At 62.6% G+C, this 12950-nt stretch carries 12 protein-coding genes; 6 read left to right on the top strand and 6 right to left on the bottom strand.

Annotated features, from left to right (window positions below; all coding sequences use genetic code 11):
* The 4 genes from MJ8_RS26065 to MJ8_RS26050 all read left to right on the top strand — a co-directional run bounded on the left by MJ8_RS26065 (position 1) and on the right by MJ8_RS26050 (position 4235).
* Positions 1-1572: a sugar ABC transporter ATP-binding protein gene (locus MJ8_RS26065; protein WP_201411503.1), complete on the top strand. Its 1572-nt coding sequence runs from the start codon at positions 1-3 to the stop codon at positions 1570-1572.
* On the top strand, positions 1569-2561 hold the full coding sequence (locus tag MJ8_RS26060) for an ABC transporter permease (RefSeq protein WP_201411502.1): 993 nt from the start codon (positions 1569-1571) through the stop codon (positions 2559-2561). Before MJ8_RS26065 ends, MJ8_RS26060 begins: the two co-directional genes overlap by 4 nt.
* Before the next feature lie 60 nt (positions 2562-2621).
* A complete protein-coding gene (locus MJ8_RS26055) occupies positions 2622-3572 on the top strand; it encodes a substrate-binding domain-containing protein (RefSeq protein ID WP_201411501.1) in 951 nt (316 codons plus the stop codon).
* Between the two features lie 69 nt (positions 3573-3641).
* Entirely contained in the window at positions 3642-4235 is a 594-nt protein-coding gene (locus MJ8_RS26050; RefSeq protein ID WP_071032570.1) for a DJ-1/PfpI family protein, read from the top strand.
* 73 nt (positions 4236-4308) lie between these two features.
* Here MJ8_RS26050 and MJ8_RS26045 read toward each other — a convergent pair whose 3' ends face one another.
* The 6 genes from MJ8_RS26045 to MJ8_RS26020 all read right to left on the bottom strand — a co-directional run bounded on the left by MJ8_RS26045 (position 4309) and on the right by MJ8_RS26020 (position 10774).
* Entirely contained in the window at positions 4309-5043 is a 735-nt protein-coding gene (locus MJ8_RS26045) for a ribonuclease activity regulator RraA (protein ID WP_201411500.1), read from the bottom strand.
* 25 nt (positions 5044-5068) lie between these two features.
* On the bottom strand, positions 5069-6232 hold the full coding sequence (locus tag MJ8_RS26040) for a mandelate racemase/muconate lactonizing enzyme family protein (RefSeq protein ID WP_201411499.1): 1164 nt from the start codon (positions 6230-6232) through the stop codon (positions 5069-5071).
* A 29-nt stretch (positions 6233-6261) separates the two neighbouring features.
* A complete protein-coding gene (locus MJ8_RS26035) occupies positions 6262-7359 on the bottom strand; it encodes an ABC transporter ATP-binding protein (RefSeq protein WP_201411498.1) in 1098 nt (365 codons plus the stop codon).
* 12 nt (positions 7360-7371) lie between these two features.
* The gene (locus MJ8_RS26030; RefSeq protein ID WP_201411497.1) at positions 7372-8262 is read right to left on the bottom strand and encodes a carbohydrate ABC transporter permease; all 891 of its coding nucleotides are present in this window, start codon (positions 8260-8262) and stop codon (positions 7372-7374) included.
* Positions 8259-9218, bottom strand: coding sequence for a carbohydrate ABC transporter permease (locus MJ8_RS26025; protein ID WP_201411496.1), 960 nt, complete (start codon positions 9216-9218; stop codon positions 8259-8261). Before MJ8_RS26025 ends, MJ8_RS26030 begins: the two co-directional genes overlap by 4 nt.
* A 74-nt stretch (positions 9219-9292) precedes the next feature.
* The gene (locus tag MJ8_RS26020) at positions 9293-10774 is read right to left on the bottom strand and encodes an ABC transporter substrate-binding protein (protein ID WP_201411495.1); all 1482 of its coding nucleotides are present in this window, start codon (positions 10772-10774) and stop codon (positions 9293-9295) included.
* 214 nt (positions 10775-10988) lie between these two features.
* On the opposite strand from MJ8_RS26020, the gene MJ8_RS26015 reads away from it, so the two are divergent.
* Together MJ8_RS26015 and MJ8_RS26010 are read left to right on the top strand one after the other, a co-directional pair.
* On the top strand, positions 10989-11699 hold the full coding sequence (locus MJ8_RS26015) for a GntR family transcriptional regulator (protein ID WP_201411494.1): 711 nt from the start codon (positions 10989-10991) through the stop codon (positions 11697-11699).
* Between the two features lie 47 nt (positions 11700-11746).
* Positions 11747-12913, top strand: coding sequence for a mandelate racemase/muconate lactonizing enzyme family protein (locus tag MJ8_RS26010; protein ID WP_201411493.1), 1167 nt, complete (start codon positions 11747-11749; stop codon positions 12911-12913).
* Positions 12914-12950 lie beyond the last annotated feature (37 nt).

Genomic DNA, 12950 nt, shown 5'->3' with positions numbered 1-12950 from the left:
ATGTCCATCGCCGCCCGCATTGACACAGATCGCGTTGCCGCGTCGAGCGACGCGCTGCCGGTCGCACCTGTTTTGCGCGCCGAAGGCGTGTCCAAGCAGTACGGCACCGTCACCGTGTTGTCGGATGTCACGCTCGATATCCTGCCCGGCGAGATCCATGCGGTCGTCGGCGAGAACGGGGCCGGCAAGTCGACGTTCATGCGGCTGCTTTCCGGCTACATCGAGCCGACCCAAGGCGCGCTGTCCATGGCCGGACGGCAGGTGCGCTTCACCAGGCCGGACCAGGCCCAGGCGGCCGGCATCGCGCTGGTTCATCAGGAAATCCTGTTGGCGGAAGCGCTGACGGTCACCGACAACCTCTTTCTCGGTCGTGAGCTCACCAAGGGCGTCATGGTCGACGACGCCCGCATGCGCCGGCTCGCCGCGGCAAAGCTCGCCGAGCTGGGCTGCGAGGTTCCGGCGACGGCTCTCGTGCGCGACATTTCGCTGGCGGATCGCCAGATGGTGCAGATAGCCCGCGCGCTGCTCGACGAGCATCGCGTGGTCATCTTCGACGAGCCGACGGCGGTGCTGACGGGCGGCGAGGTCGAGCGCCTGCTCGCCATCATCTTCGAGCTTAAGGCGCGGGGCATCGCTGTCCTTTACATCAGCCATCGGCTCGACGAGGTGCAACGGCTCGCCGACAAGGTGACCGTGCTGCGCGACGGCAAGATGATCGGCACCTATCCGGGCCACACGCTGAGCCAGATCGACATGGCGCGGCTGATGGTGGGACGCGAACTCAACGCCCTTTATCCTCAAAAGCAGGCGACGCGGACAAGTCAGCCAATGCTGAGCGTCCTGAATGCGACGGTTCCGGGATTTGTCCGGGGCGTATCCTTCAGCGTGCACAAAGGTGAGATCCTGGGCTTCGCCGGGATGATCGGCGCCGGACGGACGGAACTGTTCGAGGGGATCCTGGGACTTCGGCCCGGAACCGCCACGGTGGAACTCAACGGCGCTCCGGTACGAATACGCTCCCAGCGCGAAGCCATGGATGCCGGCATCGCCTATCTGACCGAGGACCGCAAGGGCAAGGGACTGCTGCTGCAGGAGCGGCTTGGGCCAAATCTCACTTTATCGGCGCTCGCCAGCTTCCATCCCGGCCTCGTCGTGAGCCGGGCCCGCGAGGCCGAGGCCCTGGCGCAGGCGGTCGCCACCTACGACATCCGGCTGAAGAGCCTCGGCGCGAGGGCCGGACAACTCTCCGGCGGCAACCAGCAGAAACTCCTGCTCGCCAAGGTCCTTCTGACGGACCCGTCCGTCGTCATCATCGACGAGCCGACCCGTGGCATCGACATCGCCAACAAGGCGCAGATCTACGGCTTCATCCAGGACCTCGTCAGGCAGGGCAAAGCCTGCATCGTCATATCCTCGGAAATGCAGGAACTGGTGGGTATCTGCGACCGCATCATCGTCATGCGGGAGGGCAGGATCAGCGGCGAAGTCTCGGGTGAAACGATGACCGAGAGCCAGATAGCGCTGCTCGCAACCAGCGAGCGCGCGCACGTCGCCCAGGGAGGAATGAAGTGACAGCGCTTACCCAGTCCGTGCCGGCGCGGAACGAGCGGCGGTACCAGTTCTCTTGGGCCGATGCGGGGCCGTTCCTTGCCCTTGCCGCGCTGCTTGCGCTGGGCTTCCTGGTCAATCCGGACTTCCTCTCCGCGACAAACCTCAGCAACGTGATCACGCGCAGCGCCTATATCGCCATTATCGCGGTCGGCGCCACGTTCGTGATCTCATCGGGCGGACTGGACCTGTCCGTGGGTTCGATGGTCGCCTTCATTGCCGGGATCACGATCATGTTCATGAACATGATGGCGCCGAGCCTCGGCCTCTGGGCTATCCCAGCAGGGATGGCGATCGCGGTCGTGACTGGGCTGCTCTGCGGCCTGGCAAATGGCGTCATCGTCACCGTGGGCAAGATAGAGCCGTTCATCGCCACGCTCGGCACGATGGGCATCTTCCGGGCGCTCATCACCTACATGACCAACGGCGGCACCATCCCGATCGACAAGTCGCTGCGCGAAGCATACCGGCCGGTTTATTTCGGCACCCTGGGCGGGATTCCGATCCCCATCCTGATCTCCGTAATCGTCGCGGTGCTCGGCGCCTTCGTTCTCTACAAGACCAAATATGGCCGCAAATGCGCAGCCGTGGGCGCCAACGAGGACGTGGCCCGTTACTCCGGCATCTCGGTGATCAAGACGCGCACGGTGGCCTATGTCATCCAAGGGGTGTGCGTCGCCGTCGCGGCCATCTGCTACGTGCCGCGGCTCGGCGCGGCCACCCCCACGACAGGTCAGCTTTGGGAACTGCAGGTCATCACCGCGGTCGTCATCGGCGGAACCGCGCTTCGCGGCGGCAAGGGACGGATCTGGGGGACGATTGCCGGAGCGGTGATCCTGGAGCTGATCGCCAACCTGATGGTGCTGTCAGACTTCGTCTCCGAATACCTCGTTGCCGCGGTTCAGGGCGTCATCATCATCATCGCCATGCTCGTGCAGCGCTTCTCCAAATAACCCGTCTCGGGACCGGGCGGGTGCCTGTGTTCGATTGGTCCACATCTCTGGGAGGTTGTTATGTTTAGTAGAAAATGGGTCGCGGCAGCCGCTGTCGGCGCCCTTATGGTGGCCGGCCAGGCGCTGGCGGCCGACAAGAAGGTGGTCGCAGTGTCGATCCCGGCGGCGGACCATGGCTGGACGGCAGGTGTCGTCTATCATGCGCAGGCGGCTGCGAAGGAGATCAACGCCGCCTTCCCGGACGTCGAGGTGGTGGTGAAAACCTCACCCTCCGCCGCCGATCAGGTAAGCGCGCTGGAGGACCTTTCCGCAAGCCGTAAGCTCGATGCCCTGGTCATCCTGCCCTACACTTCCGAAGAGCTGACCCAGCCGGTCAAGGCCATCAAGGACATGGGCACCTTCATCACGGTTGTCGATCGCGGCCTGACCGATGCCTCGATCCAGGACCTCTACCTTGCCGGCGACAATATCGCGGTGGGCGCCAACACGGCCAAGTTCATGATCGACAAGCTGGGCGGCAAAGGGGATATCGTCGTGCTGCGCGGAATCCCGACGGTCATCGATGACGAGCGCATCAAGGGCTTCCAGGACACGATCAAGGGCACCGGCATCAAGGTGCTCGACATCCAATATGCCCATTGGAACAGCGACGAGGCGTTCAAGCTGATGCAGGACTACCTCGCCAAGTATCCGCATATCGATGGGGTCTGGGCCAATGACGACGACATGCTTCTTGGCGTGCTGGAGGCGGTCAAGCAGTCGGGCCGCACCGACATCAAGCTGGCGCTCGGCGGCAACGGCATGAAGGACATCGTCAAGAAGGTGATCGACGGCGATTCCGTCACCCCGGTCGAAACGCCTTACCCGCCTTCGATGATCAAGACGGCCGTCTATATGACGGTGGCCAATCTGATCGGCCAGGCTCCGGTGCGCGGCCACGTCAAGCTCGACGCGCCGCTGATCACCCAGGCCAACGCCAAGGAATATTACTTCCCGGATTCTCCGTTCTGAGAGCCGCCAATCACAATCGTGGGCGAGGCGTGTTCACGCCTCGCCGCCCCCAATCAAAGAGGACAGATCATGCCAGCCAAGAAAATCCTGATGCTGACCGGTGAGTTCACCGAGGAATATGAAATCTTCGTCTATCAGCAGGCCATGGAGGCGGTCGGCCACACGGTTCATGTGGTCTGCCCCGACAAGAAGGCCGGCGATGTGATCAAGACGTCGCTGCACGACTTCGAGGGCGACCAGACCTATACCGAGAAGCTCGGCCATTATGCGCTGATCAACAAGACCTTTTCCGATGCGGAAAAGCAACTCGACCAGTACGACGCCGTCTATTGCGCCGGCGGTCGCGGACCGGAGTATATCCGCACGGACAAGCGCGTTCAGGCAATGGTGCGCCATTTCCACGAAACGAAGAAGCCGATCTTCACCATCTGCCACGGCGTGCAGATCCTGGTCGCCGTCGACGGCGTCGTGCGCGGCAAGAAGGTTGGAGCGTTGGGGGCTTGCGAGCCGGAAGTGACGCTCGCCGGCGGCACTTACATCGACCTGTCACCGACCGAAGCCTATGTCGACGGCACGATGGTTTCGGCCAAGGGCTGGACCGCGCTTGCAGCTTTCATCCGGGAGTGCCTGAAAGTGCTCGGCACGGAAATCCGGCACGGCTAAGTTTTTGGTGAGCAAAAGTACTTGGAGCGGGTTCGTACCGCTCCAGGTACAGGTCGTGACTTTCGTCAAGCCACTATCGCCGCGTTTTGCGCCACTCGTCGTACTCTCCACGAGCATCGTCGTGCAGCGGATAATAGCGCTGCAGGGGTGCTCCCTGCATGAGCTTCTCTCGGGAAAACTCTTCCCAGTCGTGATGCTTCTGCGCTTCCTCGATGACCTTCGCCGCCATTGAGACGGGAACCACCACCGCTCCGTCGTCGTCGGCGACGATGATGTCGCCGGGGATCACCGTGACGCCGCCACAGGCGATCGGGACGTTGACGGCATTGGGATAGATGCTGGTCTGCACATGATAGTTCGGTGTCCAGCCGCGCAGCCATAGCGGCAGATCGAGCTTCTCGACATTGGGCCGGTCGCGCATGCACCCGTCGATGACGATGCCGGCGCCGCCGCGGCCCTTGAAATAGGTCGACATCATATCGCCGAAGACGCCCGACCTCATGTCGCCACGTGCGTCGACCACGACCACGTCGCCCTCCTGCGCGTGGTACAGCACATGCCGGTGCAACTGCGTTTCCGGATCGGCATATTCGCCTTCGTTGAAAAGATCCGGCCGCTGCGGCAGGAATTGCAGCGTCAGCGCCGGCCCGACGATCGACTTGCCACGGTTCTGCGCGACCGGGCCGACCATATGCGGGCTGCGGAAGCCCATATGGCCAAGCGTGCCGGCAACTGTCGCGGCGCCGATCTCCTTCAGCGCTTCGATCAGGTCCTTGGGCGGTCGCGTGATGTCGGGCGTATGCGTCATTTGTCGGACTCCGGGTGAGGTGGAACTACCAGTTGGTGACGGAACCGTCGCGGCGCTTGAGATGCGGCGCTTCCCAGAAGCGAAAACTCTGCGCCTGGATCGCCGCCTCGTTGACCTCGACCCCAAGGCCCGGCTGGTCGCCGACCGGGTAATGGGTGCCGTCCAGCCGCGGCTGCACGGGAAAGAACTCGGAGTTGTCGAAGCCCAGCTTCCTTTCCGGCACCCTGGTTTCGAGCCAGGCGAAGTTGGGCACCACGGCGCCGAGATGGATGGTCGCGGCCGTGCACACCGGGCCGAGCGGATTGTGCGGCATCAGGTCGACATAATGCGCCTCGCTCCAGCCGGCGACCTTCATCGCCTCGGTGAGTCCCCCGACGTTGCAGACATCGAGCCGGTTGAACTGGTGGATGCCGCGCTCGATATAGGGCAGGAACTGCCACTTGCTGGCAAACTCCTCGCCGATGGCGAAGGGGATATCGGTCATCCTGCGCAGGGATTCGTAGGCCGCCGGCGTCTCGTCGCGTATCGGCTCCTCGAGGAAATCGAGCACGCCGCGAGCGAGCTTGTTGCAGAAGCTTGCCGCCTCGGCGACTGACAGCCGATGATGATAGTCGATGCCGAGCACGACCTCGTCGCCCAGCGCCTCGCGTGCCTTGTTCAGCATGGCAGCGGTGGAACCTATGGAATCGCGCGGCTCGAAAATGTCCTTGCTGCTTTGCCCGGCGGGGAAGAAGCGGATCGCCTGCCATCCTTCAGCACGCAGTTCGCGCGCCCGTTCGATGGCGGCATCGCCCTCGGCCTCGTCTCCTGTCGAGGCGAAGGTCGGAATCTGGTCGCGCTGCTTGCCGCCGAGCAGTTCGTAGACCGGCACCCCAAGCGCCTTGCCCTTGATGTCGTGAAGCGCGATGTCGATGGCGGAGATCGCCGCCTGCAGAACGCGCCCGCCTTCGAAATACTGGCTGCGATAGAGTTCCTGCCAGATACGGCCGATCTGCATGGCGTCGCGGCCGATGAGAAACTGGCGATAGTGCTCGACCGCGCCCGCCACGGCCTTCTCGCGACCGCTCAGGCCGCTCTCGCCCCAGCCGAAGATGCCCTGGTCGGTCTCGACCTTGACGAGCATCTGGTTACGGGTCCCGACCCACACCGGATAGGGCTTGATCGCGGTGATCTTCATCTTCGTCGTCATTCCCCCCTCATGTTCCAGCGTTCGCTGTCTCAATTGGCCTCGAGCGCCATTTCCGTTTCGCTGTCGAACAAGTGCATGCGCTCCTGGTCGAATTCGAGCCAGATCTGCTCGTCGGGTGCGACGGCGACGTTGGGGGAGACGCTGATATTGACGACGGCGCCGGAGAGAAACGCCTGCACGAAGGTGACGTCTCCGGTCGGCTCCACCGTATAGGCCTTGGCCGGAATGGCGCCGGCAACCGCGCTCTTGTGCAGCTTGATCGTCGAATGGCGCGCACCGAGCACGACCTTCCTGGTGGTCGCTTTCTGGACCTTGCGCGCATTGAGTTGCGACAGATCGAGACTCCAGCCTTCCGCGCTCGTCAGAACGGTGCCGCCGTTTGCGGTGGATGCTTCCAGCGGAATAAGGCTCATCGCTGGGCTGCCGACGAAGCTTGCGACGAACATGTTGGCGGGATGGGCGAAAACCTGTGCCGGTGAATCATATTGCTGCAGATAGCCGCCATTCATCACGGCCATCCTGTCCGCCATGGTCACAGCCTCAAGCTGGTCGTGCGTCACATAGATGATGGTCGCCTTCAGGTCCTGGTGGAACCGCTTGATCTCGGACCGCATCTGCACGCGCAGCTTGGCGTCCAGATTGGAGAGCGGCTCGTCCATCAGGAAAACCGCCGGATCGCGAACGAGGGCGCGGCCGAGCGCCACGCGCTGCTGTTGCCCGCCCGAAAGCTCGCGCGGCTTGCGCTCGAGCAACTGGGTCATGTCGAGGACGCGCGCCGCTTCCCTGACCTTCTTGTCGATCTCGTCCCTGGGCAGCTTGCGCATCTGTAACGGGAAGGCGAGGTTCATATAGACCGACTTCTGCGGATAGAGCGCGTAGTTCTGGAACACCATCGCGATGTCCCGATCCTTGGGGTCGAGGTCGTTGACCACGCGGTCGCCGATGACGATGTCGCCGGACGTGACCGATGTCAGGCCCGCGACGAGGTTGAGCGTGGTCGTCTTGCCGCAGCCCGAGGGGCCGACCAGCGCGACGAACTCGCCGTCGTTGACCGTCAGCGAAACCTCGTTGACGGCTTTGAAGCCGCCATAGGTCTTGACGAGATCTTTGAGGACCACGTGGGACATACAGCAAGCTCCCTAGTGCTTGACCGCGCCCTCCGTCAGGGCGCGCACGAAGTATCGTTGCAGGAGGAGAAACAGCACCACGACGGGCACGCTCATCATGAAGCTGGCCGCCATCAGGCCGGGAAAGTCGGTCGTGTTCTCCGAGAAGAAGCGCTGGATGCCGACGGGCAGCGTCAGCTGCTCGTTCTTGGAGAGGAAGGTGTAGGCGTAGATGTACTCGTTCCACGCGCCGATGAAGGAATAGATCGCGGTGGCGATGATGCCGGGCGTCGAGAGCGGCATCACGATCAGGACGAAAGCCTGGAACCGGGTTGCGCCATCGATGCGCGCTGCTTGCTCGAGCTGCACCGGGATGTTGTCGTAGAAGCCCTTCAACAGCCAGATCGCCAGCGGCAGGCCGAAGGTCAGGTAGGTGAGAACAAGCGAGCCGTGGGTGTTCACCAGTCCGATCGCGCGCATCAGGATGAAGAGCGGCACGAGGAAGATCACCGCGGGGAACATGTTGCGCAGCAACACGGCGAAGAACAGGAAGTTGCGGCCTGGGAAGGTGAAGCGCGAGAAGGCATAGGCCGCGGGGACCGCCACGATCACCGAAAGTATCGTCGTGGCTGTCGAGACCAGAAGGCTGTTCCAGAAGAAGCGGAGGAAGTCCTGGCCGACACTGTTTTGCGGATCGAGCAGCTTCTGGTAGGCCGCCAAGGTCGGTTGGTCCGGCCATAATTGTGGGGGGAATTGCATCGCCGCGAAGCCGGACTTGATCGAGGTGCTCAGCATCCAGACCATCGGCAAGGCCGTGTAAAGCAGCATGAAGACGAGGAAGAGTCGCCCCGCCCACCGCCATCCGTCGACACGCTGGCGGCGACGGGTCTGACCTCGAGGGACGGTCTCGGCAATGGTGCTCATGCGTTCCCTTCCTTCCGCTCGTTGCCGCTCAGCGCGCGGACGTAGAAGTAGCCGAGCGTCATCAGGATCAGGAACAGCAGCACCGAATAGGCGGCCGCCACGCCCCAGCGCTGCCGGCCGAAGGCGAGCTCATAGATATGGGTGATCCAGATATGCGACGCGTTGGACGGTCCGCCGCCGGTCATGATCCACGGGATGATGAAGGAATTGAAGTTGGCAACCGCGAGCAGCAGGATCGTCACCGTCGAGACGTTGCGCAAATGCGGAAAAGTGACGTGCCAGAAGCGCTGCCAGGCATTGGCGCCGTCGACTTTCGCGGCACGCAGCAATTGTTCGGGAACCGTCTGCAGGCCGGCCATCATCATGATCATGGCGAACGGAAACTCGCGCCAGATGTTGACGACGATCAGCGAGGGCAGCACCGTTGAGACGTTGTCGATGAAATTCGGCGGCCTGTCGGCCCATCCGAACTCGACCAGCACCGCGCCGATGATGCCAAAGTCCGAATGGTAGATCCATTTCCAGATATAGGAAGCGGCGACGGCGCTGATGACCCAGGGAATGATCAGGATCGCTCGCAGGACTCCCCGGCCGATGAAGTCGCGATGGAGCGCCAACGCCGCGGCAAAGCCCAAGATGAACGAGATCAGGGTTGAGCCTACCGTCCAGATCAGGGTGTTGAAGGTGACCTGCCAAAAGACCTGGCTGGTCAGGATCGCCGTGTAGTTGTTGAAGCCGACGAAGATCTTGTCGCGAAGCTGCAGGCCGGGCGGCGTGTTGAAGAACGAAAGCTCGATCGTGTAGTAGATCGGATAGGCGATGACGATGAGCATCACCACGATCGCCGGAAGGACATAGGCGTAGTCGGCGCGATGCTCCCAGACCTTGCGCGGTACGCCGGAACTGGCGGGTTGCAATCCTCGGCGAGCCTCGGCCTTGCCGGTCACGATCGTCACTGTGGCGTGCCCTTGTTGTCGGGAGGACCGGCCGGGCGTCGGCCCAGCCGGTCGGATCGCAGCTCAGGCCTGGACTAGAGTCCGCCGCCCATCAGGTCTTTCACCTTCTTGGCCGCGTCGTCCGCCGCCTGGTCGACGGTCATCGCTCCGGTGAGCGCGTTCTGCAGCATGTCCGGGATGATGATGTTCATGATCTCGGGCGACTGCGGCAGCGCCGGGAAGGGGATGCCGTATGGTAGCATTGAGGTCGTGACATCGAGGAATTTGATGCTGTCCAGACGCTCTTTCATCCATTTGGTCTTGAAGCCATTGAGGTTGCCGGGGTTCGAGCCGGCATAGGCCATCTTCAGCGACCATTCGGGGCTCGTCCACATGCAGATGATGGCCTTTGCCGCCGGCTCGTCCACCTTGCCGCCCTCGACATATTCCGGCTTCAGGATGTGAATGTTCGAGCCGCCGAACACGACGGCGCGCTTGCCGTCGGGACCGGTCGGAATGAGGCCGTAGCGCATATTGTCGATGACGGTCTGGGCTTTCTCCTTGTCGGCACCCGTCGCCTTCTTCTGCAGGTCGAGCATGACGTTGTAGTCCGACGGATGCGAGATCATCATGCCGAGCTGGCCGGCGAGGAACAGCGGCTGGTTGTCGGCCTGCTGGTTGGTGAGGGCCGAAACCGGCACCGATTTGTCGCGGACATACATATCGTAGGAAGCCTGCAGCGCCGCCTTGCTCTGCGGGCTATTGAGCTCGATGTCCTTGTAGGTCGGGTTCGCTGCCGCTTCGTCGAAAACGCCGCCGCCATAGGCCCATAGCTGCGGCATGAAGCGGTAAGGTGTGTTGCCGGCATTCTTGCGCGCCACAAGGCCGTACCCAGCAATGCCGAGCTTGTCGTGGATCTGCTTGGAATATTTGACGACGTCGTCCCAGGTTGCCGGGGGCTTATCCGGATCGAGACCCGCGCGCTTGAAGATGTCGGCATTCCAGATGAAAGCCATCGTCTCGTTGTTGGTCGGAATGCCGTATGTCACGCCGTCCCAGGTCACCGCCTTCATGGCGCCGGGCCAGAAATCCTCGGTCGAATAGCCGACGTCCTCGGGTTTCAGCGGCTGCAGATAGCCCTTCGAGGCGAATTCGGTACCACCCAGGATTTGCAGGCGGACCGCCATCGGCGCGGCATTGCCCAGGAGCGCGGTGCGGAACTTGTCGAGCAGGTCGTTATAGGTGAGGGCCTGTTCCTCGAGTTGAATGTTCGGGTAGGTCTTGCGGAAGGTCGCGAAGAAATCCTTGTAGTATTGGCGCAGGAGGTCGGGGTCGCCCTCGAACACGCCCTGATACCAGAATGTCAGTCGCCCCTTGTAGTCGAGCGGCGTGACCTTGGCGCAATCGCCGGCCGTGTCGAAATCCTGCGTGCCGGCAATAGAGCGCACATATTCGGGCGACCACTTGCTCAGGTCGACCGGCGGCGCTGCCAGTGCTGAAGCGGACATCAGCGATACCGTCAAAGCAGTGGAAACAGTGCCGCGCAGAACGGCACCGCCGAGTGTGATCCTCCTCATAGGTCTCCTCCAGGTTCTCCCATGCCGCTCTGCGTCGAGGCAAGCGGTCCTTGGTCGTTCGATCGCAGGGATATTTCTCCGCCCTAATGTATCCCTTCGATCACTTCATACGTTTTCAGATCGCATAATATCTGTCAACGCAACAAATCGTACATTGTTTGTCGAATATGTGCATGATATCGATCGGATCGTGTATTGAACTAGGGGGATGGCCTTGGCGGGAACGAGCGATTTCAAAGCGGAGCCACCCGAGGGGATCGACGCTCTCGGGGCATCGAGCGAGGGCGCCTCGCTTTACGAGCAGATAAGGGAAGACATCATCGAGGGACGGCTGGCCGCCAACGAGCGGCTCGTTGTCACCGATCTCGCTCGCCGTCACGGCACCTCGACCAATCCCGTGCGCGAGGCGCTGCAGCTGTTGCGCGGCGAGGGTTTCGTCACCTTCGTTCCCAACCGGGGCGCGCGCGTCCGGCCCATAGATCAGGATTTCGTGCGCGATATCTACGAGATCGGCGTTCTCATCGAGCCAGCCCTGACGCGCTGGTTTGTGGGGATGGCGACCGAGGAGGACATCGCCGAGCTCGAGCGCCTCCAGGGCCTGATCGAGGAGAACAACTTCGCCGATACGTTCAGGCACAGCGAGCTGGATACCGCCTTCCACACCGTGATGTACCAGCGGCACTACAACCGCCATGCCGCCGAGCTTTGGTGGAAGCATCGCGAGGTGCTGCGCGCCGTGAGCCGTCGTTTCAATTTCACGCTTGCCCGCCGCGCCGCGATCATCCGCGAGCACCGCGAGCTCATCGCGCTGGTCAAATCGGGAGAGGCCGACAAGGCGGCCGAACTCATTGCACGCCATGTCGAGGGCTCCGGCCGGCATGTGCTCGAACACATGCGCGCGCGCAGCGCCGCCCGGGCCGGGTAGCCTAACCGCAACAGCATCAGCCGGCCATTTCAGAGAGGATAGTCCAGATGAAAATCACGAGCATTCGGCCATGGCTGATCAAGTCCGACGCTTCCTACTGGGGAGAGTATCTGTTCGTCGAAGTGACGACCGACGAGGGGGTGAGCGGCTGGGGCGAGATCACCACCACGACGAAGCTCGCCAACCGCGCGCTTTGCACCATCCTGCGGCAGATCGGCGCCGCCGTGGCGGGCGAGGATCCAGCGCGCATCGAGCATCTGTGGCACAAGATCTTCCGCAGCTTCACCTATATGGGCAGCCGCGGCGCCGCTGTGGAATGCGTGAGCGCGATCGACATCGCGCTTTGGGACATCCGCGGCAAAGTCCTAGGCAGGCCGATTTATGAGCTGCTGGGCGGGCCGGTGCGCGATGAAATCGCGCTTTACACTCATCCCAACCAGGCCAAATTCACCAGCAAGGAGGCGGTAGTCCGCGAAATTCGCGACATCGTGGAGTCCGGCCACACCGGGCTCAAGTTCGATCCTTTTCCCCACCAGGGCCCCAGCGTCGATGGCGTGGCCCGCGAAAGGCGGGACGGTTATCTCGACGGCGGCATGACCCGCAAGGACGAGCGCGAAGCTGCCGAGCTCACGGCCCTCATCCGCGAGACGGCGGGCCCCGATGTCGACATCCTCATCGATGCGCATGGGCGCTTCGACGTTCCCACCGCCATCCGCCTCTGCCGCAGCCTCGAAGAGGCGGGCCAGATCGACTGGTTCGAGGAGCCCTGTCCGCCAGAGAGCCTCAACGCCCTCAAGCAGGTTCGCGATAAGGTCAGCGCCGCCATCTCATGGGGCGAGCGCGGCCATACGAAATGGGATTTCGTGCCGGTGCTCGAGAACAAGCTCGCCGACTACATCATGCCCGACGTCACCTGGACGGGCGGCATCACCGAGCTCAAGAAGATTTCCGCCCTTTGCGAAGCCTATTACGTTCCGGTCTCCCCGCATGACGCCGCCGGGCCGATCAACGTGGTCGCGGGAGCGCAGGTGATGATGACCGTTCCCAACTTCTACAAGCTCGAAACCTCGGAGTGGGACCTCTCCAAGTACGACCACCTCATCGACAAGCCGCTCGATGTTTCGAACGGCCACCTCAAGCTGACGTCGAAGCCCGGTCTCGGCGTCGAGATGAACCGCGACTACCTGCAGGCCCACGAGATCGAGCTGGGCTAGCACTGCTTAAGCAGGGCGGCGGGCAGGGCACTCCGAG

This window comes from Mesorhizobium sp. J8 (genome assembly GCF_016591715.1).
In the GTDB taxonomy this organism is placed as follows: Bacteria; Pseudomonadota; Alphaproteobacteria; order Rhizobiales; family Rhizobiaceae; genus Mesorhizobium.
Note: the sequence above shows the minus strand (reverse complement) of the source record. Positions and strands in the feature narration are given on the sequence as shown.